Genomic DNA, 23,205 nt, shown 5'->3' with positions numbered 1-23,205 from the left:
TACCAGATGGCGGTAAGAGTTCAGAGCCGGTGGCGAGCGTGGGGTTCAAAAAAAATGAGCGATTGCGCCTGCCAGCAGTCGAAAACCACTGAACCCGAACATTTCCAGCCCCGTTGCGAGGTCAGGCCATGAACATTCCCATCCCGGCAGAAACGCCCGATCCGAATATAGACGACCCGACATTACCGCCTGAGGTGCCGGATGAGGAGCCCGATGAATTGCCGGTCAAGCCGACCGTGCCGCCCACCGTCGGCGACCCGCCAAGCGACGAGCCGCCAGTGAAAGCGTAGAGGATAATTTTTACATCGAGGTGGCCACGATCACTGGCAAGGCCAGCTCCCACAGCCGACCAGCATGCACTGGGCCCTGTGGGAGCCGGCCTTGCCGGCGATACGCGGTTTTAGCGCCTGGCGAGTTCTTCGATACTGATTTCGCGCATGCGGAACTTCTGCACCTTGCCGGTCACCGTCATCGGAAACTCATCGACAAAGCGGAAGTGACGCGGGGTCTTGAAGTGGGCAATGCGGCTCTTGCACCACTGCTGCAGTTCGATCTCGCTGGCGCTGTGGCCGGGGTGAAACTTGATCCAGGCCACGATCTCTTCGCCATAGCGCTCATCCGGAATGCCGATCACCTGCACATCCGCCACCGCCGGGTGGGTGAAGAAAAACTCCTCCAGTTCACGCGGATAGATGTTCTCGCCGCCGCGAATGATCATGTCCTTGTTGCGCCCGGCAATGCACACGTAACCCGCTTCATCCATGGTCGCCAGGTCGCCGGTGTGCATCCAGCCGGCCGGGTCGATGGACTCATGGGTGGCCTCCGGGTTGCCCCAGTAACCAAGCATCACGCTGTAACCGCGCGTGCACAGTTCGCCCATCTGCCCACGCGGGACGATGCAGCCGTGTTCGTCGACAATCTTGCTCTCCAGCTGCGGCTGGGTGCGCCCGACCGTGGTCACCCGCAGTTCCAGCTCGTCATCGGCGCCGGTTTGCAGGGACACCGGGCTGGTTTCAGTCATGCCGTAAGCAATCTGCACCTCGCTCATGTGCATCTGATCGATCACCCGGCGCATTACTTCGATCGGACAAGTGGCACCGGCCATGATCCCGGTGCGCAAGCTCGACAGGTCGAAATCGCCGCGCTGGGGATGGTCGAGCATGGCGATGAACATGGTCGGCACACCATACAGCGCGGTGGCCTGTTCTTCCGCGACCGTGCCGAGGGTGAGCAAGGGGTCGAAGGCGTCATTGGGATAGATCATGGTGCTGCCATGGGTGACGCAGCCCAGGTTGCCCATGACCATGCCGAAGCAGTGATACAACGGCACCGGGATCACCATACGGTCCTGCTCGCTCAGGCCCAGGCTTTCCCCGACCATGTAGCCATTGTTGAGGATGTTGTAATGGCTGAGGGTCGCGCCCTTGGGGAAGCCGGTGGTGCCGGAGGTGTACTGGATATTCACCGGCTGATCGAACTGCAGGCTTTGCTGACGTGCCTGGTAGTCGGCCAAAGTGGTCTGCCCGGCCAGTGCCGCCAACCCGTTCCAGGGCAGAAAGCCCACAGGTGGCGCGGCATCCAGGCTGATCAGCCCGCGCAGCTCCGGCAACCGTTCGCAGCTCAGTTGCCCAGGCTGTTGCCCGTCAAGGTCGGGCAGCAACTCAGCGAGCATGGCGTGGTAGTCGGAGGTTTTGAATGCCCCGGCGCAGATCAGCCACTGGCAACCTGACTGTTTGAGCACATACTCAAGTTCGCTGGTGCGGTAGGCCGGGTTGATGTTGACCAGGATCACGCCGATCTTCGCTGTAGCGAACTGGGCAATGCACCACTGCGCGCAGTTCGGTGCCCAGATCCCCAGGCGATCGCCGCTCTTCAGGCCCAGGGCCATCAGTGCCCGGGCGTGATGGTCAACGCTGTCAGCCAATTGCTGCCAGCTGTAGCGCAGCTGCTGGTGGCGCACCACCAGGGCCTCGCGATCAGCGAAACGTGACACGGTATTGTCAAACGCCTGGCCGATAGTCATGGCCAGCAAGGGCTTGTCCTGACGCCCCTGGGTATAGCTCGGTTGATTCATGGCGATCCCTTGTTGTGGTTGTTCTGGGAGCTGATTCAAGCGGGTCTTACTCTGGCGCATATTTACGTTAACGTAAAGGTCATGGCGAGATTGACAGTCGCACGGCTCAGGTTTACGTTAACGTAAAGGTGATTGCTGATCGCGGGGCAAGCCCGCTCCCACAGCCCCGCGATGAAACTCCAACAATAAACAACAGAAGGTGCCCGCATGCATTATCCGACCCTGAACTTCGCCCTGGGCGAAACCATCGACATGCTGCGCGACCAGGTGCAGTCCTTCGTTGCCACCGAGCTGGCGCCGCGCGCCGCGCAGATCGACCAGGACAACCTGTTCCCCGCCGATATGTGGCGCAAGTTCGGCGACATGGGCCTGCTCGGCATCACCGTCAGCGAAGAATACGGCGGCGCCGGCCTGGGCTACCTGGCCCACGTGGTGGCCATGGAAGAAATCAGCCGCGGCTCGGCCTCGGTCGCCCTCTCCTACGGCGCCCACTCAAACCTCTGCGTCAACCAGATCAACCGCAACGGCAACGCCGAACAGAAGGCCAAGTACCTGCCCAAGCTGATCAGCGGCGAGCACATCGGCGCCCTGGCCATGAGCGAACCGAATGCCGGCTCCGACGTAGTGTCGATGAAGCTGCGCGCCGAAGAGCGCGGCGACCATTTCGTCCTCAACGGCAGCAAGACCTGGATCACCAACGGCCCCGACGCCAACACCTATGTGATCTACGCCAAGACCGATCTGGACAAAGGCCCGCACGGCATCACCGCCTTTATTGTCGAGCGTGACTGGAAAGGCTTCAGCCGCAGCAACAAGTTCGACAAACTGGGCATGCGCGGCTCCAACACCTGCGAGCTGTTCTTCGACAACGTCGAAGTGCCGAAGGAGAACATCCTCGGTGTGCTCAACGGCGGCGTGAAAGTGCTGATGAGCGGCCTGGACTACGAGCGCGTGGTGCTCTCCGGCGGCCCGACCGGGATCATGCAGGCCTGTATGGACCTGGTGGTGCCGTACATCCACGACCGCAAGCAGTTCGGCCAAAGCATCGGTGAGTTCCAGCTGATCCAGGGCAAGATCGCCGATATGTACACCCAGCTCAATGCCAGCCGCGCTTACCTGTATGCCGTGGCCCAGGCCTGCGATCGCGCCGAAACCACGCGCAAGGACGCTGCCGGGGTGATTCTCTACACCGCCGAACGCGCCACCCAGATGGCCCTCGAAGCGATCCAGATCCTCGGTGGCAACGGCTACATCAACGAGTTCCCGGCCGGTCGCCTGCTGCGCGACGCCAAGCTCTACGAGATCGGCGCCGGCACCAGCGAAATCCGCCGGATGCTGATCGGGCGCGAACTGTTCAACGAAACCCGCTGAGCACAAGGACAACGCGCCCATGGCTACCCTGCACACCCAGATCAACCCGCGTTCGGCCGAGTTTGCCACCAATAGCGCGGCCATGCTTGAACAGGTCCAGGCTCTGCGTACCTTGCTGGCCAAGGTCCACGAGGGCGGCGGCCACAAGGCCCAGGAGCGCCACACCTCGCGGGGCAAACTGCTGCCGCGCGAGCGTATTGACCGCCTGCTCGACCCCGGCTCACCGTTCCTCGAGGTCGGCCAGCTGGCGGCGCATGCGGTGTACGGCGAAGACGTTCCGGCCGCTGGCGTGATCGCCGGGATCGGCCGGGTCGAAGGTGTCGAATGCATGATCGTGGCCAACGACGCCACGGTCAAAGGCGGCTCCTACTACCCGCTGACCGTGAAAAAACACCTGCGCGCCCAGGCCATTGCCCTGCAGAACCGCCTGCCCTGCCTATACCTGGTGGACTCCGGCGGCGCCAACCTGCCGCGCCAGGATGAAGTGTTCCCGGACCGCGAGCACTTCGGGCGGATCTTCTTCAACCAGGCCAATATGAGTGCCCTGGGGATCCCGCAGATTGCCGTGGTCATGGGCTCGTGCACTGCGGGCGGCGCCTATGTGCCGGCCATGGCCGACGAGGCGATCATGGTCCGCCAGCAGGCGACGATCTTTCTTGCCGGCCCACCACTGGTCAAAGCGGCGACCGGTGAAGTGGTCAGCGCCGAAGACCTCGGTGGCGCCGACGTGCACTGCAAGACCAGTGGCGTTGCCGACCACTATGCCGACAACGACGAGCATGCCCTGGCCATCGCCCGGCGCTGCGTGGCCAACCTCAACTGGCACAAGCTGGGCAAACTGACACAGCAGGCGCCGATTGCACCGCTGTACGACGCTCAGGAGCTGTACGGCGTGGTACCGGCCGACGCCAAGCAGCCGTTCGACGTGCGTGAAGTGATTGCCCGCCTGGTCGACGGCTCGGTGTTCGATGAATTCAAGGCGTTGTTCGGCACCACCCTGGTGTGTGGCTTTGCTCACCTGCACGGCTATCCGGTAGCGATCCTCGCCAACAACGGCATTCTGTTCGCCGAAGCTGCGCAAAAAGGCGCGCACTTCATTGAACTGGCCTGCCAGCGCGGCATTCCGCTGCTGTTCCTGCAGAACATCACCGGCTTCATGGTCGGGCAGAAATACGAAGCCGGCGGCATCGCCAAGCACGGTGCCAAGCTGGTGACCGCAGTGGCCTGCGCCCAGGTGCCGAAGTTCACCGTGATCATCGGCGGCAGTTTCGGTGCGGGCAACTACGGCATGTGTGGCCGCGCCTACGATCCACGCTTCCTGTGGATGTGGCCGAACGCGCGCATCGGCGTGATGGGTGCCGAACAGGCGGCCGGCGTGCTGGCCCAGGTCAAGCGCGAACAGAGCGAGCGCAGTGGCCATCCGTTCAGCGCCGAGGACGAAGCACGGCTCAAGCAGCCAATCCTCGACCAGTACGAGCACCAGGGCCACCCCTACTACTCCAGCGCCCGCTTGTGGGACGACGGTGTCATTGACCCGGCGCAAACTCGCGAGATTCTTGGCCTGGCGTTGTCCGCCGCCCTCAACGCACCGATCGAACAAAGCCGTTTCGGCATTTTCCGGATGTGACCATGAGCGACTTCACTACCCTTGAACTGATCAAGGACCCCCGTGGTTTCGCCACCCTGTGGCTAAGCCGGGAAGACAAGAACAATGCCTTCAACGCGCAGATGATCCGCGAGCTGATCCTGGCCATCGACCAGCTCGGCGCCGACGCCAGCCTGCGCTTCGTCCTGCTGCGCGGCCGTGGCCGGCACTTCAGTGCCGGTGCCGACCTGGCCTGGATGCAGCAGTCGGCGGCGCTGGATTACAGCACCAACCTCGACGATGCCCGCGAGCTGGCCGAACTGATGTACAACCTGGCCAAGCTCAAGGTGCCGACCCTGGCCGTGGTCCAGGGTGCCGCCTTCGGCGGTGCGCTGGGCCTGATCAGTTGCTGCGACATGGCCATCGGCGCCGTTGACGCGCAACTGTGCCTGTCGGAAGTACGCATCGGCCTGGCGCCTGCGGTGATCAGCCCGTTCGTGGTGCAGGCCATGGGTGAACGTGCCGCGCGCCGTTATGCCCTGACCGCCGAGCGCTTCAGTGGCGAACGCGCCCGTGAACTGGGCCTGCTGGCCGAAGCCTATCCTGCTGCCGAGCTTGAACAGGCGGTCGAACAATGGATCGACAACCTGCTGCTCAACAGCCCGCAGGCCATGCGCGCCAGCAAAGAGCTGCTGCGTGAAGTCGGCCATGGCCAACTGACCCCGGCCCTGCGCCGCTACTGCGAGAACGCCATCGCCCGTATCCGGGTCAGCCCCGAGGGGCAGGAAGGCTTGCGCGCCTTCCTGGAAAAACGCAGCCCGGCCTGGCAGGCCGAATCGTCGAACAAGGAGCCGCGCCCATGACCCGTACGCCGTTGACCACCCTGCTGGTTGCCAACCGTGGCGAAATCGCCTGCCGGGTGATGCGCACCGCCAAGGCCCTGGGCCTGACCACCGTCGCCGTGCACAGCGCCATCGACCGCGATGCCCGGCACAGCCGCGAAGCCGATATCCGCGTTGACCTGGGCGGCGCCAAAGCCGCTGAAAGCTACCTGGACATCGACAAACTGCTGGCCGCTGCCAAAGCCAGCGGCGCCCAGGCGATTCACCCGGGCTACGGCTTCCTGTCCGAGAACGCCGGCTTTGCCCGCGCCATCGAACAGGCCGGGCTGATCTTCCTCGGCCCACCGGCCAGCGCCATCGACGCCATGGGCAGCAAGTCGGCGGCCAAAGCCCTGATGGAACAAGCCGGTGTGCCGCTGGTGCCGGGCTACCACGGCGAAGCCCAGGACCTCGAAACCTTCCGCGCCGCTGCCGAGAAAATCGGCTATCCGGTGCTGCTCAAAGCCACCGCCGGCGGTGGCGGCAAGGGCATGAAAGTCGTCGAGAGCGAAAGCCAGCTCGGCGAAGCCCTGGCCTCGGCCCAGCGTGAAGCGCAGTCCTCGTTCGGCGACGCGCGCATGCTGGTGGAGAAATACGTACTCAAGCCACGTCACGTCGAGATCCAGGTGTTTGCCGACCAGCACGGCAACTGCCTGTACCTCAACGAGCGCGACTGCTCGATCCAGCGCCGCCACCAGAAAGTCGTCGAAGAAGCCCCGGCCCCGGGCTTGAGCAACGCCCAGCGCCAGGCCATGGGCGAGGCTGCGGTCAAGGCCGCGCAGGCCATTGGCTATGTCGGTGCGGGCACCGTCGAGTTTCTGCTCGATGCCCGTGGCGAGTTCTTCTTCATGGAGATGAACACCCGCCTGCAGGTCGAGCACCCGGTCACCGAGGCCATCACCGGTCTCGACCTGGTCGCCTGGCAGATCCGTGTGGCGTGCGGCGAGCCGTTGCCGATCACCCAGGATCAGGTGCCGCTGAACGGCCATGCCATCGAAGTGCGGCTGTATGCCGAAGACCCGGCCAACGACTTCCTGCCGGCCACCGGACACCTGGCGCTGTACCGCGAGTCGGCACTCGGCGAAGGCCGTCGGGTCGACAGTGGCGTCAGCGAGGGCGACAGCATTTCGCCGTTCTACGACCCGATGCTGGGCAAGCTGATTGCCTGGGGCCAGACCCGCGAACAGGCGCGCCTGCGCTTGCTGGCGATGCTCGACGAGTTTGCCATTGGCGGCCTGAAGACCAACATCGCCTTCCTGCGGCGCATTCTGGCCCACCCGGCGTTTGCCAGCGCCGAACTGGATACCGGCTTCATCCCGCGCTATCAGGAACAACTGCTGCCGGCACCGCAGCCCTTGCCGGCGCTGTTCTGGCAAGCGGCGGGCGAAGCCTACATCCAGAGTCAGCCACTGGCACCGCGCCAGGACGATCGCCATTCGCCGTGGGCGGCCAACAGCGGTTTCCGTGCCGGGGTACCGGCGCAGATCAGCCTGCACCTGAACAGCAATGGCCAGAGCCAGGCGTTGAGCCTCACCCACGCCGCGGCACCGGCCCTGAAGCTTGCAGGCGAGCAGTTGCTCATCGACGACAACGGTGTGCGCCGCCAGCACCTGGCGATCCGCCGTGGCGCCACCCTGTACCTGCAGTGGGACGGTGAACTGCACGCAGTGACGCCCTTCGATCCGATTGCCGAGGCCGATGCCAGCCACAGCCACCAGGGCGGCCTCAGCGCGCCCATGAACGGCAGTATCGTGCGGGTGCTGGTGGAGGTCGGTCAGGCGGTAGAGGCCGGTACTCAGCTAGTGGTGCTGGAAGCGATGAAAATGGAACACAGCATCCGTGCGCCCCAGGCCGGGACGGTCAAAGCGCTGTTTTGCCAGGAAGGCGAGATGGTCAGTGAAGGGGCTGTGCTGGTAGAGCTGGAAGAGGCCTGAGTGGGAGCAACTGTCTGTCAGCTGGTTAACTGTGGGAGCCGGCCTTGCCGGCGATGGGACGGTCCGCATTCGGTACCTGGCACCCCTGGCCCGGCTGCGCCGGGCATCGCCGGCAAGGCCGGCTCCCACAAACAGTCTCCGGCAGATGAGTACCAAAGTGTTTAGAACTTCATCAACGCCTGCACCACCACACCCAGCACTTGGGTCTGCTCGGTAAACAGCGCCTTGGGATAGGTCGGGTTGAGCGGCTTCAGATAGCGCTGACCACCCTCCTCGATCAACTGGCGAAACACCGTCGCCGTGCTGTCCGCTGAGCGGGCGATCAACAGCTTGCCGGGCTCGGCGGCAATACCGCTGTCGACCAGGATCAACATGCCTTGCGGCACGCTCAAGCCCATCGGCGCGGTCATCGCATCACCTTCGACACGTAACCAGTACCCGCGCCCTTGCGCCGCATAGTCGCTCGCCTGGCGCTCAGCGCCCTCCGGCACCTCGGTCAGGTCCACATCGTCCCAACTCAGCAGCGGATAGCGAAAATACAATTCGTGCCGTTGGCCGTCGGCACCGGTCACGGCCAGCGGGAACGCGTTGGCTTCATAAACACCGCTGTTTTCCCGCAACTGGTGGGGATACACCATCTGCAGCGGCGGGAACCCCACCTCCACCAGAATCTGGTTGATCATCTGCAGTTTCGGCTGGCGTCTCTCGCACAGCCAATGGCCCACGGCGCCCTGCGTGTAGCCGAGGCGCTCGGCGAGTTTTTCCTGCGTGAGGTTGATGTCACGCATCCTGGCTTTAACCAGATCAGTCCAATTATCCATCGCTGGCACGATACGGACTGCCCCATGGCGCTCAATACACAAATTGTAGTATTTAAAGATTAGTAGCAACTACAAAACGTATTAATCTTTGCCATGTCCGATCATTGTTCATTCACAAGGCAGGCTGCCGCATGAAACAGACACTTTCTGAAAAGGATCTCACCCTGGACAACGAGTCCCTGAGCAACAGCGATGCCGCCCGGCGTGCACTGGATTTCTACCTGAACCCGAGCCCACCCGCCGACTCGGCACAGGCCAGTTGGCTGGTGCCGCGCGAGGGCCTCGACCAAACCCGGACCGCCGAGCATGCGACCGAGCTACTGCGCTGGGCAGCAGCCACGGCACACGAGTCGGCCAATGGCCTGCAGGGCACACAGCGGGATCAGGTGCTGGCGGTGGCACACATGGTCAATACGGCCAGGACTGTGTTCGAACATCTGTCGGTCACGCAACAGAGGTCTTGAACGAGCACAGGAAGGATACGTGGGGAGTCGCTGCGATAACGGCGCTAGAGCCGTTTATTGAACGAGGGAGCGCATTCGGTAAAAGATTTTTACGGAATGACAGAAAATTCATTTGACTTGCAAATGATAACGATTATTATTGCTCACAACTGGTCGCGAGACTGGTTGGATAACCTGAAAGCCCTTAGGTCGGACTCTCAGATTATCTCCTCATCAGGCTAATCACGGTTTTTGACCCGGCTTTTTGCCGGGTCTTTTTTTTGGCTCTTCAGGCTAATGAAGGCGGGTGTTGCTTGAATGGCCGCGATGATAGCAAATGAATGTCGCGTGGTGAAGCGTGTAACAGCGCTTTGCGGAATTAGCACTTGAGAATCAATCTCGTTACGACTAAGCTGTTATCGCGTCACGGAGGACGCCCCCTCCCCCTTATTCAGCAAGGAGCTTGTACATGACCCGTCTGTTGCTGCCCCTTGAGCATCATCCCCATTCCCAGGACCTGACTGACGATACCCTGCTGCAGCAATTGAAGAAGTTGCCGCGTCGCGTCCAGCAGGTCTTTCTGCTCAGCCGCCTCGACCAGCTGAGTTTTGCCGCCATCGCCGAGCGCCTGGACCTGCCTGCGCTGACGGTGGAGCGCCACATGAACCAGGCCCTGCAGAGCGTACGCCCGCAGCGTGACGTGCTGGCGAGCATGGCCGGCCAGTGGTACGTGCGCCTGCAAAGCCCGCAGGTCACCGCCAGTGAACGCATTGATTTTCGCCGCTGGCTGGACGCCGCTCCCGAACACCGCGAAGCCTTCCACTCCACCGAACTGCGCTGGCGCACCCTGCTGGCCCCGGCGCGGCAACTGGGCCATGACGCCTGGTATCGTCAACCGCGCGCGGCGCTGTCGATCGGCGGCTGCTCGGTGGCCATCGGTCTTGCCTTGGCGGCATTGGCAGCGATTGGTTTCTGGTCCTGATCCAGGCGTGTAGAGTGGGCATCACAACAACGCTACTGGAGCCTGGTGATGACTGTGACGCTGCCCCCTCTGCACATCGACTGCGATTTCGATTCCGGCAATATCCTGATCAACGATGCCAGTGACCCGCGCCGTGTGCGCCTGGCGATTCGTCCTGACACCAACAGCGATCACTTCCAGTGGTTCCATTTCAAAGCCAGTGGCCTGACGCCAGGCCAGGCGCACACCTTTATCCTGGAGAACGCCGGGCAGTCCTCCTATAACGAGGCCTGGACGGGTTATCAGGCGGTAGCGTCCTATGATCAGCAGAGCTGGTTCCGGGTGCCTACCCAGTTTGATGGCAAAGCCCTGAGCTTCGCGCTCAACGCCGAGCACGCGCAAGCCTGGTTCGCCTATTTCGAACCCTATCCCCGCGCCCGCCACAATCAACTGATCGAACGCGCGACCAGCCTGCCTGGCGTCGAACTGCTGGCCACCGGGCGTAGTGTCGAAGGGCGTGACATTCAACTGCTGCGCGCAGGCGACGGTGCCAGCGGCAAACGCAAGATCTGGATCATTGCCCAGCAGCACCCGGGCGAACACATGGCCGAGTGGTTCATGGAAGGCGTGATCGACCGCCTGCAACACAACGACCCGACCCTGCAGGCCCTGCTGCAGCAAGCCGACCTGTACCTGATCGCCAACATGAACCCGGACGGCGCGCTGCGCGGCCATCTGCGCACCAATGCCGCCGGCCAGGACCTCAACCGCGCCTGGCAGAGCGCAAGCACCGACAAGAGCCCGGAAGTGCTGTTCGCCCAGGTGCAGATGAAACAGTACGGCGTCGACATGTTCCTCGACGTGCATGGCGATGAGGAAATCCCGCATGTCTTCACCGCCGGCTGCGAAGGCAATCCCGGCTTCACGCCGCGTATCGAAGCCCTGGAAAAAACCTTCCGCGACAGCCTGTGCAAACGTACGGTCGACTTCCAGCAGGTCCACGGCTACCCGCGTTCGGCGCCGGGCCAGGCCAACCTGACCCTGGGCGCCAACAGCGTTGGCCAGGCTTATGATTGCCTGTCGCTGACCCTGGAGATGCCGTTCAAGGACCACGACGATGCGCCTAACGCGCAAACCGGCTGGAACGGCCAACGCTCAAAAGCGCTGGCCAACGCTGTGCTGGACGTACTCGGACAAATGGTCAGCACCCTGCGCTGAGGCGCGCCAGGCGCTGCCTCAAGCCTGACCGTGAGCCTTGTGCTTGAGCTTCTCGGTGTCGACCCGGACGAACACCGAGTCGGCGCTCACGGTCAGCACATCGTCGGCCCAGACTTCGCAGATCACCCGGCTCTTGCGCCCTACCTCACCTTCGACCCGGGCCTTGAGCAGCAGCTCGACGCCCATGGGTGTGGGCTTGAGGTAGGTCAGGTTGAGCTGGCCAGTGACGCAGTCGATCCGTGGCAGGCTACCCGGCTCGCGGCCTTCGGCACGGTAGTGGTAAGCCATGGCGGTCCAGTTCGAATGGCAATCGACCAGCATGGCGAGCAGGCCGCCATACACCAAGCCGGGCCAGCCGAGGAAAGTGCTGTCGGGCGAGTGCCGGCTGATCAGATGGATACCGTCATCGTGCCAATGGCTTTTGAGGTGCAAACCACTTGGATGGGAACAGCCGCAGCCATAGCAGACGCCCTCGGGCGCGGCCAGTTCCTGAACGGATAACAGAGCGTTGTTCATACAGCTTCCTTGTTGTCTGTTTTGTAGGGAAAGCAATGCAGGGGTGGGAGCTACTGTCTGTCACTTGCTTATTTGTGGGAGTCGGCCTTGCCGGCGATGGGGCGCGTAGCGGCCCTGGCCCGGCTGCGCCGGGCATCGCCAGCAAGGCTGGCTCCCACAACTGCTTACAGGCCCAGTTCCTGCGGGGTGAGCATGTCGCATTCGAAAGCGATCCAGCCACCTTCCAGTTCAGCGTGGCCATTGACGATCGGGCCGTAGTAGCTCAGGCCGTTGTCCAGGGTCACGCAGATGTGCGTGGCTTTGTCGGGTGCTGCCAGGGTGCCGACAAAATGCACTTTTTTCAGGGTTTCAGTAACCGCCTCAAGACCGACCCGGATCGCGACGTTCTCCACCGCTTCGACGTCATCATGCAGATCGTCGCTGACGGTCACGGTGGCTGTGTAGTTGTACATGCTTGAACTCCAACGACGGATAGATCGGCGTCTGCTGACGCACGCGGGCGCCTAGGGTAATGGAGTGTCACGGAAAAATCCCGTTCGCATCGACATCCGGCAGCGCCAAACACTGGTATTGTGCGCCCCCGCCAAGACTATTCAGGGAAAATACATTGACCGCTGAACAACACCTGACCTCGGACCTGTTCGAAGTCGACAAGCGCCTGGGTCTCAAGCCCGTGGTGGATTTCAACACTTACCTGGAAAAGGCCTTCGGCGACGGTCCCTGCCGTTGCAGCCGCTGCCTGGCCACTGCCGGCGATGAGTCGGGCTACGAGCACGCCCACAGCTTCGAGCTGGCCGGGCAAAAACTGCATCGGCGCTTTGCCACCACCGCGGGCAGCGATGTGCTGATGGTGCTGAAAAAAGCCTGGCTGTCGTACACCAAGGCCGAGCTGCCGGCGCTGGGCAATCTTGACCTCGATACCTTGCGCGCCTTCGTCGAGCCGCAGTTGCACAAGCGCCTGGTGCCGTTGCTGCTGGCCAGCGGCCTGGCCAGGGATGTTGACGGGCAACTGGTATTGCAGGCACAAGCGGGCGATTGATCGCCATGGCGGTGGAGCTCCGCGACGTTGCGGACCGCTCCACCGCGCAAACCCGCTACAAAACGCCTTTACCGATCAGTACCCCCTCAACCTTCTGCCCATACAGGTTGACGCCATCATTGGCGTGGTATTTGACCCGCGTCTTCTCGATCGAGCCCTCCACCAGCCGCGGGTCCTGCGGCCGTTCATGACGGTTGATGAAGGCGGCGACATCCCAGGCCTGCTGATCGCTCAGGCTGCCAGGCTTGCCCAGCGGCATGTTGTATTTGATAAAAGACGCCGCAGTGTTGATCCGGTGCATGCCCGCGCCCCAGTTGTACGAGTCCTTGCCCCAGAGTGGCGGCATCACGTAGTCCTGCGCGACTTTCTGCCCCTGCCCTTGGGCACCGTGACAGATCGCGCACTGCTGCTGATACACCTGCTCGCCACGCTTGAAGTCATACCCCTGCTCCGGCTGCGCTACCTCGGGATAGCCACGCCCCGGGGTTTCCACACCAATCGGCGCCTTGCTCGCCAGCCAGTAGGCATACACCGATAGCGCCGTCATTTGCGCGCTGTCCGCGGCTGGCGGCGTTCCGTTCATGCTGAACTGGAAGCAGCCCTGGATGCGCTCGGCAAAGGTGTTGACCTTGTCGTTTTTCTTGCGATACGCCGGGTACATGGGATACGCGCCCCAAAGCGGCGCCGAGTTGCCCAAGCGCCCCTGATCCAGGTGACAGTTACTGCAATTGAGGCCATTACCGACCTTGTCCGGCATCAGGCGCTTGGTGTCGACGAACAGCGCATGCCCTTCGCGAACCATCTTGCCGAAGGCGTTGTCCGGCAATTCGCTTTCCGCCGGTGGCACAAAACCGGAGGCGCTGCCTGCCGCTGGCACCTTGAGCTGCGACTGGTCTTCCATGGCAATCGGTGCGGCGTGGGCGCTCCCCAGGGCCAAGGCCAGGGCTGCGAACATAAGGGGCTTCATGGCTTGACCTCCTGGCTGGCGGCACCGGCAAAGTAATCGGCCACCGCCTTGATTTCCTCATCGTTCATGGCCTTGGCGACGCCAACCATCAGCTGGTTAGGGTCGTTGCTGCGACTGCCATCGCGCCAGGCATTGAGCTGCGCCACCAGGTAGGCGGCAGGCTGATGGGCCAACGGCGGAAAATGCTCGCCCACCCCGACACCGCCGGGGCCATGGCATTGCACGCAGCCCGGGATCTGGCGACTCCAGTCGCCGTACAAGGCCAGCTTCTGTGTGCTGTCAGCGGCCATCTGCTGCCTGCGGGTGTCTGCCACCGGCTCGCTTGGCATGGCTGCCAGGGTGCTGGTCACGGCCTGGATTTCCTCATCGCTGAGGGCTTTGGCCAGCGGCTCCATGATCGGGTTCTTGCGACTGCCACTGCGAAAATCATGCAGTTGTTTGCTTAGATAAGCCGCCGGCAACCCGGCAAGGCGCGGAAAACCGGCTGCGGCCATGCCCTTGCCGTCGACACCATGACAGCCCAGACAGGCCATTGCGGCAGGGTTCTGCCCACCCTGGCTGAAGATTTTCTGACCGTCTGCAGCGTTGACGGCAGTGACTGAAAACAGCAGCAGGCTACTCATCAGGATTCGATCCAGTGGGATCATCACGGACTCCATTCTTTTGTTATAAGCTTAGGCTTATTTTTCATAAGCCTATGGATGGTAGGCCTATCCAGCGTCAGCGACAACGCTGAATCGATTAGCTCGCGCCGTGTCATTACCGCTCATCAGCCCGGCATTTGTGTTGCGCCAACCCTGTCGAATCCGCCCGCTCCCGGACGACCATGAGTACATTCCCCCGCAGGAGCATGACCATGGACAACTACCGCAATCCGCAAGTGGTTTCCCGCAGCGAATGGCTCAGTGCCCGCCGACAGTTGCTGCTGCATGAAAAGGCCCTGACCCATCAGCGTGACGAACTCAGCAGGGCCCGCCGCGCCCTGCCCTGGGTACGGATCGAGCAGCCCTACAGCTTCGAAGGCCCGCATGGGCACCTGAGCCTCGCCGACCTGTTCGCCGGCCGCAGTCAGTTGCTGGTCTATCACTTCATGTTCGACGAGGGTTGGAGCGAAGGCTGCAGCGGCTGCTCGTTCCTGGCCGACCACTTCGATGGCGCCAACTTGCACCTGGCCCACCACGATGTCTCGCTGGTGGCCGTGTCGCGGGCGCCCTTCGCCCGGTTCCAGGCGTTCAAGCAGCGCATGGGCTGGAAGTTTCCCTGGGTTTCGTCCCACGGCAGCCCCTTCAACCGGGAGTTCGGCGTCAGCGTCAGCGACGACGGCAGCAGCCAGTACAACTACGAACCCTACTCGGGTAGCGAAACCGAACTGCCCGGCTTGAGCGTGTTCTATCGCGATGCCGACGGCACGATCTTCCACACCTACTCAAGCTATGCCCGAGGCCTGGACATCCTCGTCGGCGCGTACAACTTCCTCGACCTGATGCCCAAGGGCCGCAATGAAGAAGGCACCATGGACTGGGTGCGCCATCACGACCGCTATGAGGGCGCGGATGCCGACAAATCCCATTGCTGTCACGAGTGAGCAGGACTGCGCGCGGCATAACGCTGCGCCAGCACCGCACACACCATCAGCTGGATCTGATGGAAGATCATCAACGGCAAAATCATCGCGCCGATGCCGCCACCGACGAACAGCACCTGGGCCATCGGCACACCGGTGGCCATGCTCTTTTTCGAGCCGGCGAACAGGATGGTGATGCGGTCTTCCAGGTTAAAGCCCAGCCACCGCCCCAATGCACTGGTGCACCACAGCACCACGGCCAGCAACAGGCAACAGACCAATACCAGCCCGGCCAGGCGCAACGGTGCCACCGCATGCCACAAGCCGCTGACCACCGCATCACTGAAGGCGGTGTAGACCACCAGCAGGATCGAACCCTGATCGACGCTCTTCAGCCAGCGCGCATTGCGTGCCACCCACGGGCCGATCCAGCGCCGCGCCAGTTGCCCGGCAACAAAGGGCACCAGCAACTGCAGGACAATCTTCAGCACCGCCTCCAGGCTCGAGCCGCTATCGCCTTCCACGCCCATCAGCAACACCACCAGCAACGGCGTCAGGGCGATGCCCAGCAAGCTCGACGCCGCTGCGCTGCAGATCGCCGCCGGGACGTTGCCGCGGGCCAGCGAGGTGAAGGCGATCGCCGATTGCACCGTTGCCGGCAACGCGCACAGATAGAGCACGCCCAGGTACAGTTCATCGCCCACCAGCGGCAGCAGCAACGGCTTGAGCGCCATGCCCAGCAGCGGAAACATCACGAAGGTGCAGGCGAACACCAGCAGGTGCAGGCACCAGTGCCCGGCACCGGCCGCCACCGCTTCACGCGACAGCTTGGCCCCGTGCAGGAAGAACAGCAGGCCGATGGCCAGGTTGGTCAGCCAACCGAACAGCACCGCCCCATCGCCTTCGCAGGGCAGCAAGGTGGCCAGCAGAATCACCCCGAGCAGGGCCAGGGTGAAATTGTCGAACAGCATCCGCAGGTACTTCATGGTCGATCCTGACTTGTTATTGTGGCGCGCCAGACGATAAGGTCTTTGCACCTACTTCACTAACGCCAGAACCCCTGCAGTGTCGCCAAACGGACAACCCAGCCTGCCCGAACCGCAGCGCCTCGAACACCTGACCCGGCTGCCACGCCCGGTCTACGGCCACGTCCAGGCGTTGCCCAACATCGTCCTCGGCTACCGCCATGCGCATCCCTGGGGGCAGTTGTCCTACGCCATTGGCGGCGTGCTGCAAGTGCATACCGACCGGGGTTTCTACCTGGTGCCACCGCAACGCGCCGTGTGGGTCCCGGCGCAGATCCAGCACCGGGTCAGCTGCCAGGGCGACACCTGCCTGCGCAGTCTCTACCTGGAGCACGCGCCCGCCGGGTGGTCGGCCAGCCAATGCCGGGTGATCGCTATCAACCCGTTATTGCGCGAGTTGATCCGTACCTTCAGCGAGCTACCGGTGCACTACGATCCGCAGGGTGCCGATGGGCGTCTGGTACAGGTGCTGCTCGATCAGCTGACAATGGCGTGCGAACAGCAGTTGATGCTGCCGCTGCCCCAGGACCAGCGCCTGCGTGCATTGTGCAATCACCTGCAGGCGCAACCTGATGCGGCAACCAGCCTGGGTGAATGGGCGGCACAGGCGGCAGTGTCGGAAAAGACCCTGAGCCGGCTGTTCCAGCGCGAAACCGGATTGAGCTTCAGGCTCTGGCGCCAGCGCATGCGCCTGTTGAACGCACTGCCGGCGCTGGAGCGTGGTGAACGGGTCACCGATGTCGCCCTGGCCTGCGGCTATGATTCGCTGTCGGCGTTCATCGCCGCGTTCGGCAAACAGTTCGGCGCGCCGCCGGGGGCATTTTTCCGAACACGGCAGAGCAGCGTGTTGTAAACACAGAACCTTCGATCCGCTTGCCCAACCTGCTACCCTTTTGCCCGCCTGCCAAGCCTCATGCCAGAAAAAGGAGTTTCCATGGCAACGCTCACCGTGCGCGACGAAACCGTCTCGGGGGAAGTCTTTGAAGCTTTCACCCTGCACTTCCCGAACGCCACCATCACCGTGCGCCAGCTGATCCGCGAACGGGTCCACCAGGAGGTCCTGCTGCATACCCGGCAGCGTCTGGTGGTTCCCACTGCACTGGAGGCCAGCCTCAACAGTGCGCGTCAGGCCACTGAACAGCCGCCGGTGGACTGGCGCAAACAGGTCGACATCGCCTGTCAGGCCTTCGAACGCAACGGCTTCGTCATCCTCCTCGACGAACACCAGGCCGAGCACCTCGACGATATCCTGACCATCCGCCATGACAGCGTGGCCAGCTTCATCAAACTCACTCCTTTGGTAGGCGGCTGATCCATGGCTCTCGAACAACTCCAGGCTTTTGTCCACGATTTCCCGCAAACCGATCTCGGCGCCGTAGAGCACCTCGCGCCGGATGGCTATCCGTTGCTGGCCAGCAGCGAGCTGCGCCACGAACACCAGTTGATCAGCACCCTGCTGCCGCTGCTGCAAACCATTGACGGCCGTCCCGAGGCGATCTACCAGGCGCTGGGCGAACTGCCCGCCGTGCAGAGCCTGGCGCAACCGCAACAACGCGTGCGTCTGGTTCTGGCGCTGATAGAACGGATCGTGGCCTACGATGGCGGCCTGAGCAGCGCTGCGCTCAACTATGAGTTCACCCATAGTTTCGACAAGGGGATCATGCCGGCGCTGGTCAGCCTGTTGATGCAAACCGACGAGGTGCTCGAGCAGGTGGCCGTGCCGGTATTGCAATGGATTACCGGCTACCGCTTCGCCTATGACCACGTCGTGCCGATGCTCACAGTAGTCAACTGGGCCGTTGCCAGGCAGCACCTGCCAATGCCCGACGCGCTACGCCAGCTGCTCAGGCTGCTGCGCAGCCAATGCACCGATAGCGACCATTACGGCAACGCGGTCAGGTACGGCAACATCGCCGAACATCTACAGGCAAAGCTTGACCCACTGCTGGGCAACGGCGTCTGGCAATTGCTGGTGCCCTGCGAACACTGGACGCAACTGGCCGTCAATGAACTGCAAGCGTTGCCTGCCAATCGCAGCGAGCCCTGGCTGGCGTTGCTCCGTCAGGCCAGCACCGCCACCACAGCGCGGCCTTCGGCAAAGTGGCTCAAACACGCCCGCGCGCTGGTGACGGACGTCGGTGAAGCGCCGCTGCGCGCTGCCCTGTTGCGCTGGTTCGCCCACATCGATAGCGGACGCACCGGGGCGCTGCTGTGCGACCGCTGGAACGAGATCGATGATCGCGCGCGCATGAGCGAAAGCAACGCCACGATCCTGCGTGGTCTGCTGTGGATGACACCGATGCTGGCCGACAGCGAGCTGACCCGGGCACTCGCCCGGGTGGCCTTGAGCGCCTACCGCAAAGTCCGCGGCATCGGTGCCCGGGCGCCCAAGGTCGGCAACACCGCGGTGTATGCCTTGGCGTCGATTGCGACGACCGAGGCCGTTGGCCAGCTGGCCTTGCTCAAGGCCCGGGTCAGGCTCAACAGCGCCCAGAAAGAGCTGGAAAAAGCCTTCACCAGCGCCGCCGAAACGCTCGCCCTGCCCCGTGACCAGATCGAAGAGCTCAGCGTACCCAGCTACGGCCTGGAACAGGTTGGCCTGCACCGCGAACAGCTGGCCGACGGTGCTTACCTGGCCGAGCTGCGCGTCGACGGCAAGACGGTGAGCCTGAACTGGTTTCACGCCGATGGTACGCCACAGAAATCGGTGCCGGCCAAGGTCAAGGCCGAATGCCCTGAAGCCCTCAAGGAACTGCAAGCCGCGGCCAAAGACATCGCGCTCATGCTCACCGCCCAGGCAGTGCGCCTGGACACCCTGTTCCTGCTGGAAAAGCACTGGCCGCTCGAACAATGGCAGCAGCGCTACCTCGATCACCCGCTGGTCGGCACCCTGGCCCGGCGGCTGATCTGGGAGATCCGCGAAGACGGCCAGTGCCTTGCGGTGTTGTTCGCCGACGGTGGCCTACAGACCCTGGACGGCCGCAACGTCAGTTTTTCCAGCGCGGCTGAAGTGCGTCTCTGGCACCCCATCGAGCGAACGCTGGAAGAGGTCCTCGCCTGGCGCGAGCGCATCGAAGCCCTGCAGATCACCCAACCGTTCAAGCAGGCGCACCGGGAAGTCTACCTGCTGACCGAGGCCGAGCGCCGCACTGCGACCTACTCCAACCGCTTCGCCGCGCACATTCTGCGTCAGCACCAGTTCCATGCCCTGGCCACTGGCCGCGGCTGGCGCAACACCCTGCGCCTGCTGGTCGACGACAGCTACCCGCCGGCCATTCGCGAGCTGCCGGCCTATGGCCTGCGCGCCGAGTTCCAGGTCGATGGCATGGGCGACAACTTCGGCGTCGATACCAATGAATCCGGCACCTTCCTGCACCTGGGCACAGACCAGGTGCGCTTCTACGCCCACGAAGGCGAAGATACCGCGCTGGCGCTGGACCAGGTGCCGCCACTGGTGTTGAGTGAGGTCATGCGCGACATCGACCTGTTTGTCGGCGTGGCTTCGCTGGCCAACGATCCGCAATGGGTCGACAGCGGGCCTGATGTCCGCTTGCATGATTACTGGCAGCAGCATTCATTCGGTGAACTGGGTGCCACCGCCCAGACCCGCAAGCAGCTTCTGGAAAAACTGCTGCCGCGCATGACCCGCCTCAAGGGCAAATGGACCCTGCACGGGCGTTTCCTCGAAGTCACCGGCAAACTGCGCAGCTACAAGATTCACCTGGGTTCAAGCAACATTCTGATGCTGCCAAACGATCAGTACCTGTGCATCGTCCCCGATGCCAAAGCGCGCACTCAGTCCACGCCACAGTACTTACCCTTCGAGGGCGATGCCATGCTGTCGATTATCCTGTCCAAGGCCCTGCTGCTGATCGATGATGACAAGATCAGTGACCCGGCCATCACCCGCCAGCTGGCGCTTGACTGATCCGGGAGTGCCCATCAGCGCTCAACTACTGACCTGCGCCAGCGCTGCCAGGGCCCTGTTGCCGAGCACGCTGCCCGGCCATCGCGGTGCTGGCTAACCAGGCTTTGAACGCCAGCATCGCCACGCTCTCGGCGCGTGACTGCAAGCGCGTCAACCAGTAGCTGCCGGTGTTGATGCTCACGGCGAACGGCTGCTGGATTACGCCACTGGCCAGCAGCCGTTCAAACATCGAGGGCGGTGCCAGGGCCACGCCAACACCTTGTTGTGCCGCCTCCATCATGCCCAGTGAAGAGTCGAAGACCACCGTGCGCGTGGGTCGGCTGGTACCGGGCATTCCTGCGGCCAGGAACCACTCATTCCACTCCTCGGCCCGGTAGGAGCGCAGCAACGTCTGCTGCAGCAGGTCTGCCGGCGAGCGCAACTGCGCCGCGATCTGCGGCGTACACAGCACCGACAACGGCGCATCGAACAGCGGCATGGCCTCGATACCGTGCCAGGCCCCACTGCCGTAACGGATGGCATAGTCGAGCCCTTCGGCGGCGACATCCACGCGATTATTGTTGGTGGACAGGCGCAGGTCGATGTAGGGATAGCGCGCCTGAAAGTCGGCCAGGCGTGGCAACAGCCAGCCAACGGCGAAGGTACCCACCGCCCCCACCGTCAGCACCTCACGGTAGTGTCCCCCTTCGAAACGGTCCAGGACCTGGGCGATGCGGTCAAAACTTTCGCATAACACCGGCAACAGGGTTTCGCCCTCGCTGGTGAGCATCAGGCCACGGGGCAGGCGCTTGAACAGCGTGACCTTGAGCTGGGCTTCGAGGCTTTTGACCTGATGGCTGACGGCCGCCTGGGTCACACACAGCTCGATCGCTGCACGGGTAAAGCTCAAGTGCCGCGCCGAGGCCTCAAAGGCACGTAACGCATTGAGAGGTAAATGCGGCCGAATCACTTGCTCACCTTAATTTTTCTAATACCTGCTGCGAAATATCATTGTTTGTCGTGCAAGCACAAAGCGCCTAGATTGGCGGTCCCTGCTGCAGCCGGGCAACCCTCTATCAACCCACATGGAACCGTGTCCGATGATGCATTACAAAACCAGGCTCAAGCCAGGGATTCTGTTAGCTGTAACACTTTGTATCGCTGCCGGCCAGAGTATCGCAAGCCCCCTTTCCGAAGCACAACTGGAGTCGACGGTAAGCGCTGCAATCCAGCCGCTGATGCAGCAACAGGCCATCCCGGGCATGGCTGTGGCCATCAGCGTCAACGGTAAGCAGCATTACTTTAACTACGGGGAAGCGTCAAAACACAGCGGCCAGCCCGTCAGTGCCGAGACGCTGTTCGAGATCGGCTCGGTGAGCAAAACCTTCACCGCCACCCTCGCAGCCTACGCCGAGGCCAACGGCAAGCTGTCGCTCAGCGATCCGGCCAGCAAGCACTGGCCTGAACTGAAGGGCAGCGCCTTCGATGGCATCACCCTGCTCAACCTGGGGACCTACAGCGCTGGCGGCTTGCCATTGCAGTTCCCCGAACAGGTCAAGGACCAGGCCTCGCTGCTCGACTACTACCGCCGCTGGAAAGCCGACTATGCCCCCGGCACGCACCGGCTGTACTCCAACCCGAGCCTGGGCCTGTTCGGTTACCTGGCAGCAAAAAGCCTGGACACCCCGTTCGTGGAGTTGATGCAAAAGCAGCTGCTCCCGCAACTGGGCCTGCAGCACACGTTTGTTCAGGTGCCTGCGACACAAATGGACCACTACGCCCAGGGCTATGACAAGGGCGATCAAGCCGTGCGGGTCGGTCCGGGACCGCTGGATGCCGAAGCCTACGGGCTGAAAACCACGTCCGCCGATTTACTGCGTTTTGTCGAGGCGAACCTGCAGCCGCAAAGCCTCAGCGCGCCATTGCAACGGGCCATCGCCACAACCCAGACCGGCTATTACCGTGTAGGCGAAATGACCCAGGGCCTGGGCTGGGAGCAGTACCGCTACCCGGTCAGCCTGGATCAGTTGCTGGCGGGCAACTCCACTGCGATGACCCTTGAGCCGCAGCGGGTAACCTGGCTGAAACCGGCCCGGCCGCTGCAGGACGACATGCTGCTGAACAAGACCGGCTCAACCAACGGCTTTGGCGCCTACGTGCTGTTCGTACCGGCGAAACACATCGGTATCGTGCTGCTGGCGAACAAGAACTACCCGAATGCCGAGCGGGTCAAGGTGGCCCACGCGATTCTCACCGCACTGGACCACTGACAACCTCAAGGCGTGCCGTTACGCCCATACAGGCGATAGCCCTCACGCTCGTTCAAGCGCTCGTAATAGGCCTGCACCGCTGGCAGCGCAGGACGCTCCAGCGGGGTCTGGAACCAGCGGTTGACCGACAGGCCGATGGGAATGTCGGCCAGGGAAAACGCCTCGCCACTGACGTAGGCGCCGGTACGCTGCAACTGTTGCTCAAGGATGGTCATGTTGCGCGCCCAGTTGCGGCACGCCGCTGCCAAGGCCTCGGGATCCTGGTGCGCAGGTGAGTTGCGCACCAGCGACATGAAGGCATAGCTCCAGGCCCCGTTGAGGTCGGTCGCCTGCCAGTCCATCCACTGGTCGACCCGCGCACGCAATCGCGGCGCCGCCGGATACAGCTGCTCGCCGCCATACTGGTTGACCAGGTAGCGCAGGATGCTGTTGGACTCCCACAAGACGAAATCGCCGTCTTCGATCACCGGCACCATGGCGTTGGGGTTGAGCGCCAGGAAGGCCTCGCTGTGGGTCGACTGAAAGCCAGAGCCCCAGTCTTCACGCTCGAATGCCAGCCCCAGCTCGGCACAGGTCCACAACACTTTGCGCACGTTGATCGATGAAGCCTTACCGAGTATTCGCAGCAT

At 62.8% G+C, this 23,205-nt stretch carries 23 protein-coding genes; 14 read left to right on the top strand and 9 right to left on the bottom strand.

Annotated features, from left to right (window positions below; all coding sequences use genetic code 11):
• The first annotated feature begins 128 nt into the window (after nucleotides 1–128).
• On the top strand, nucleotides 129–290 hold the full coding sequence (locus AC07OF_RS23280) for a hypothetical protein (RefSeq protein ID WP_198325411.1): 162 nt from the start codon (nucleotides 129–131) through the stop codon (nucleotides 288–290).
• A 110-nt stretch (nucleotides 291–400) separates the two neighbouring features.
• On the opposite strand, the gene AC07OF_RS23275 is transcribed toward AC07OF_RS23280, so the two are convergent.
• Nucleotides 401–2,074 carry an AMP-binding protein gene (locus AC07OF_RS23275; RefSeq protein WP_157192170.1) on the bottom strand — a complete coding sequence of 558 codons (1,674 nt, stop codon included), beginning with the start codon at nucleotides 2,072–2,074 and terminating at the stop codon, nucleotides 401–403.
• A gap of 207 nt (nucleotides 2,075–2,281) precedes the next feature.
• On the opposite strand from AC07OF_RS23275, the gene AC07OF_RS23270 reads away from it, so the two are divergent.
• Genes AC07OF_RS23270 through AC07OF_RS23255 form a run of 4 tightly spaced genes read left to right on the top strand, consistent with a single transcriptional unit; the run spans nucleotide 2,282 to nucleotide 7,845 of the window.
• On the top strand, nucleotides 2,282–3,445 hold the full coding sequence (locus tag AC07OF_RS23270; RefSeq protein ID WP_476447258.1) for an isovaleryl-CoA dehydrogenase: 1,164 nt from the start codon (nucleotides 2,282–2,284) through the stop codon (nucleotides 3,443–3,445).
• 19 nt (nucleotides 3,446–3,464) lie between these two features.
• Nucleotides 3,465–5,072 carry a carboxyl transferase domain-containing protein gene (locus tag AC07OF_RS23265; protein ID WP_476447259.1) on the top strand — a complete coding sequence of 536 codons (1,608 nt, stop codon included), beginning with the start codon at nucleotides 3,465–3,467 and terminating at the stop codon, nucleotides 5,070–5,072.
• Between the two features lie 2 nt (nucleotides 5,073–5,074).
• Complete coding sequence (locus tag AC07OF_RS23260) at nucleotides 5,075–5,893, top strand: gamma-carboxygeranoyl-CoA hydratase (RefSeq protein ID WP_157192169.1); 819 nt, start codon at nucleotides 5,075–5,077, stop codon at nucleotides 5,891–5,893.
• Nucleotides 5,890–7,845, top strand: a complete 1,956-nt coding sequence (locus AC07OF_RS23255) for an acetyl/propionyl/methylcrotonyl-CoA carboxylase subunit alpha (RefSeq protein ID WP_495073501.1) — start codon at nucleotides 5,890–5,892, stop codon at nucleotides 7,843–7,845. Before AC07OF_RS23260 ends, AC07OF_RS23255 begins: the two co-directional genes overlap by 4 nt.
• Before the next feature lie 161 nt (nucleotides 7,846–8,006).
• On the opposite strand, the gene AC07OF_RS23250 is transcribed toward AC07OF_RS23255, so the two are convergent.
• Nucleotides 8,007–8,666: a LexA family protein gene (locus AC07OF_RS23250; RefSeq protein ID WP_476447261.1), complete on the bottom strand. Its 660-nt coding sequence runs from the start codon at nucleotides 8,664–8,666 to the stop codon at nucleotides 8,007–8,009.
• A gap of 131 nt (nucleotides 8,667–8,797) precedes the next feature.
• On the opposite strand from AC07OF_RS23250, the gene AC07OF_RS23245 reads away from it, so the two are divergent.
• From AC07OF_RS23245 to AC07OF_RS23235, 3 genes are all read left to right on the top strand, one after another.
• On the top strand, nucleotides 8,798–9,130 hold the full coding sequence (locus AC07OF_RS23245; protein WP_157192166.1) for a DUF6124 family protein: 333 nt from the start codon (nucleotides 8,798–8,800) through the stop codon (nucleotides 9,128–9,130).
• A 448-nt stretch (nucleotides 9,131–9,578) separates the two neighbouring features.
• A complete protein-coding gene (locus tag AC07OF_RS23240; RefSeq protein ID WP_495073500.1) occupies nucleotides 9,579–10,091 on the top strand; it encodes a FecR/PupR family sigma factor regulator in 513 nt (170 codons plus the stop codon).
• 48 nt (nucleotides 10,092–10,139) lie between these two features.
• The gene (locus AC07OF_RS23235; RefSeq protein ID WP_476447263.1) at nucleotides 10,140–11,288 is read left to right on the top strand and encodes a M14 family metallopeptidase; all 1,149 of its coding nucleotides are present in this window, start codon (nucleotides 10,140–10,142) and stop codon (nucleotides 11,286–11,288) included.
• 18 nt (nucleotides 11,289–11,306) lie between these two features.
• On the opposite strand, the gene AC07OF_RS23230 is transcribed toward AC07OF_RS23235, so the two are convergent.
• A complete protein-coding gene (locus AC07OF_RS23230) occupies nucleotides 11,307–11,804 on the bottom strand; it encodes a PaaI family thioesterase (protein ID WP_038609912.1) in 498 nt (165 codons plus the stop codon).
• A 164-nt stretch (nucleotides 11,805–11,968) separates the two neighbouring features.
• Nucleotides 11,969–12,256 (bottom strand): hypothetical protein, encoded by a 288-nt coding sequence (locus tag AC07OF_RS23225; RefSeq protein ID WP_038609908.1) that lies wholly within the window; start codon nucleotides 12,254–12,256, stop codon nucleotides 11,969–11,971.
• A gap of 155 nt (nucleotides 12,257–12,411) precedes the next feature.
• Here AC07OF_RS23225 and AC07OF_RS23220 point away from each other — a divergent pair, with 155 nt between their 5' ends.
• Nucleotides 12,412–12,843, top strand: coding sequence for a hypothetical protein (locus tag AC07OF_RS23220; protein ID WP_157192164.1), 432 nt, complete (start codon nucleotides 12,412–12,414; stop codon nucleotides 12,841–12,843).
• A 55-nt stretch (nucleotides 12,844–12,898) separates the two neighbouring features.
• On the opposite strand, the gene AC07OF_RS23215 is transcribed toward AC07OF_RS23220, so the two are convergent.
• Nucleotides 12,899–13,810: a c-type cytochrome gene (locus tag AC07OF_RS23215; protein WP_495073499.1), complete on the bottom strand. Its 912-nt coding sequence runs from the start codon at nucleotides 13,808–13,810 to the stop codon at nucleotides 12,899–12,901.
• Entirely contained in the window at nucleotides 13,807–14,457 is a 651-nt protein-coding gene (locus AC07OF_RS23210) for a c-type cytochrome (RefSeq protein WP_157192162.1), read from the bottom strand. The genes AC07OF_RS23215 and AC07OF_RS23210 overlap by 4 nt, the downstream gene beginning before the upstream one ends.
• 209 nt (nucleotides 14,458–14,666) lie before the next feature.
• On the opposite strand from AC07OF_RS23210, the gene AC07OF_RS23205 reads away from it, so the two are divergent.
• Nucleotides 14,667–15,395, top strand: coding sequence for a DUF899 domain-containing protein (locus tag AC07OF_RS23205; protein ID WP_495073498.1), 729 nt, complete (start codon nucleotides 14,667–14,669; stop codon nucleotides 15,393–15,395).
• Here the strand turns inward: AC07OF_RS23205 and AC07OF_RS23200 are convergent.
• Nucleotides 15,386–16,360 (bottom strand): bile acid:sodium symporter family protein, encoded by a 975-nt coding sequence (locus AC07OF_RS23200; RefSeq protein ID WP_495073497.1) that lies wholly within the window; start codon nucleotides 16,358–16,360, stop codon nucleotides 15,386–15,388. The genes AC07OF_RS23205 and AC07OF_RS23200 overlap by 10 nt on opposite strands.
• Before the next feature lie 79 nt (nucleotides 16,361–16,439).
• Between AC07OF_RS23200 and AC07OF_RS23195 the strand changes: the two genes are divergently transcribed.
• From AC07OF_RS23195 to AC07OF_RS23185, 3 genes are all read left to right on the top strand, one after another.
• Entirely contained in the window at nucleotides 16,440–17,252 is an 813-nt protein-coding gene (locus tag AC07OF_RS23195) for an AraC family transcriptional regulator (RefSeq protein WP_198325410.1), read from the top strand.
• Between the two features lie 81 nt (nucleotides 17,253–17,333).
• Nucleotides 17,334–17,711: a hypothetical protein gene (locus AC07OF_RS23190; RefSeq protein WP_157192159.1), complete on the top strand. Its 378-nt coding sequence runs from the start codon at nucleotides 17,334–17,336 to the stop codon at nucleotides 17,709–17,711.
• Between the two features lie 3 nt (nucleotides 17,712–17,714).
• Nucleotides 17,715–20,327: a DUF4132 domain-containing protein gene (locus AC07OF_RS23185; protein ID WP_495073496.1), complete on the top strand. Its 2,613-nt coding sequence runs from the start codon at nucleotides 17,715–17,717 to the stop codon at nucleotides 20,325–20,327.
• Between the two features lie 25 nt (nucleotides 20,328–20,352).
• Here the strand turns inward: AC07OF_RS23185 and AC07OF_RS23180 are convergent, their stop codons facing one another.
• Nucleotides 20,353–21,276: a LysR family transcriptional regulator gene (locus tag AC07OF_RS23180; protein ID WP_157192157.1), complete on the bottom strand. Its 924-nt coding sequence runs from the start codon at nucleotides 21,274–21,276 to the stop codon at nucleotides 20,353–20,355.
• A gap of 133 nt (nucleotides 21,277–21,409) precedes the next feature.
• On the opposite strand from AC07OF_RS23180, the gene ampC reads away from it, so the two are divergent.
• Nucleotides 21,410–22,576 (top strand): class C beta-lactamase, encoded by a 1,167-nt coding sequence (ampC, locus tag AC07OF_RS23175; protein WP_495073525.1) that lies wholly within the window; start codon nucleotides 21,410–21,412, stop codon nucleotides 22,574–22,576.
• A 5-nt stretch (nucleotides 22,577–22,581) separates the two neighbouring features.
• Here ampC and AC07OF_RS23170 read toward each other — a convergent pair whose 3' ends face one another.
• Nucleotides 22,582–23,205, bottom strand: a complete 624-nt coding sequence (locus tag AC07OF_RS23170; RefSeq protein ID WP_495073495.1) for a glutathione S-transferase family protein — start codon at nucleotides 23,203–23,205, stop codon at nucleotides 22,582–22,584.

The sequence above is a fragment of the Pseudomonas sp. GW821-FHT10B02 genome, assembly GCF_059415665.1.
The sequence above is the reverse complement of the archived record's forward strand: the minus strand, read 5'-3'. Positions and strand labels throughout refer to the sequence as shown.

What these genes read in the sequence shown, in the direction of transcription:
- AC07OF_RS23280 (WP_198325411.1), top strand. Translation starts at nt 129, where the DNA reads ATGAACATTCCCATCCCGGCAGAAACGCCCGATCCGAATATAGACGAC.
- AC07OF_RS23275 (WP_157192170.1), bottom strand. Translation starts at nt 2,074, where the DNA reads ATGAATCAACCGAGCTATACCCAGGGGCGTCAGGACAAGCCCTTGCTG.
- AC07OF_RS23270 (WP_476447258.1), top strand. Translation starts at nt 2,282, where the DNA reads ATGCATTATCCGACCCTGAACTTCGCCCTGGGCGAAACCATCGACATG.
- AC07OF_RS23265 (WP_476447259.1), top strand. Translation starts at nt 3,465, where the DNA reads ATGGCTACCCTGCACACCCAGATCAACCCGCGTTCGGCCGAGTTTGCC.
- AC07OF_RS23260 (WP_157192169.1), top strand. Translation starts at nt 5,075, where the DNA reads ATGAGCGACTTCACTACCCTTGAACTGATCAAGGACCCCCGTGGTTTC.
- AC07OF_RS23255 (WP_495073501.1), top strand. Translation starts at nt 5,890, where the DNA reads ATGACCCGTACGCCGTTGACCACCCTGCTGGTTGCCAACCGTGGCGAA.
- AC07OF_RS23250 (WP_476447261.1), bottom strand. Translation starts at nt 8,666, where the DNA reads ATGGATAATTGGACTGATCTGGTTAAAGCCAGGATGCGTGACATCAAC.
- AC07OF_RS23245 (WP_157192166.1), top strand. Translation starts at nt 8,798, where the DNA reads ATGAAACAGACACTTTCTGAAAAGGATCTCACCCTGGACAACGAGTCC.
- AC07OF_RS23240 (WP_495073500.1), top strand. Translation starts at nt 9,579, where the DNA reads ATGACCCGTCTGTTGCTGCCCCTTGAGCATCATCCCCATTCCCAGGAC.
- AC07OF_RS23235 (WP_476447263.1), top strand. Translation starts at nt 10,140, where the DNA reads ATGACTGTGACGCTGCCCCCTCTGCACATCGACTGCGATTTCGATTCC.
- AC07OF_RS23230 (WP_038609912.1), bottom strand. Translation starts at nt 11,804, where the DNA reads ATGAACAACGCTCTGTTATCCGTTCAGGAACTGGCCGCGCCCGAGGGC.
- AC07OF_RS23225 (WP_038609908.1), bottom strand. Translation starts at nt 12,256, where the DNA reads ATGTACAACTACACAGCCACCGTGACCGTCAGCGACGATCTGCATGAT.
- AC07OF_RS23215 (WP_495073499.1), bottom strand. Translation starts at nt 13,810, where the DNA reads ATGAAGCCCCTTATGTTCGCAGCCCTGGCCTTGGCCCTGGGGAGCGCC.
- AC07OF_RS23210 (WP_157192162.1), bottom strand. Translation starts at nt 14,457, where the DNA reads ATGATCCCACTGGATCGAATCCTGATGAGTAGCCTGCTGCTGTTTTCA.
- AC07OF_RS23205 (WP_495073498.1), top strand. Translation starts at nt 14,667, where the DNA reads ATGGACAACTACCGCAATCCGCAAGTGGTTTCCCGCAGCGAATGGCTC.
- AC07OF_RS23200 (WP_495073497.1), bottom strand. Translation starts at nt 16,360, where the DNA reads ATGAAGTACCTGCGGATGCTGTTCGACAATTTCACCCTGGCCCTGCTC.
- AC07OF_RS23190 (WP_157192159.1), top strand. Translation starts at nt 17,334, where the DNA reads ATGGCAACGCTCACCGTGCGCGACGAAACCGTCTCGGGGGAAGTCTTT.
- AC07OF_RS23185 (WP_495073496.1), top strand. Translation starts at nt 17,715, where the DNA reads ATGGCTCTCGAACAACTCCAGGCTTTTGTCCACGATTTCCCGCAAACC.
- ampC (WP_495073525.1), top strand. Translation starts at nt 21,410, where the DNA reads ATGCATTACAAAACCAGGCTCAAGCCAGGGATTCTGTTAGCTGTAACA.
- AC07OF_RS23170 (WP_495073495.1), bottom strand. Translation starts at nt 23,205, where the DNA reads ATGCTGCGAATACTCGGTAAGGCTTCATCGATCAACGTGCGCAAAGTG.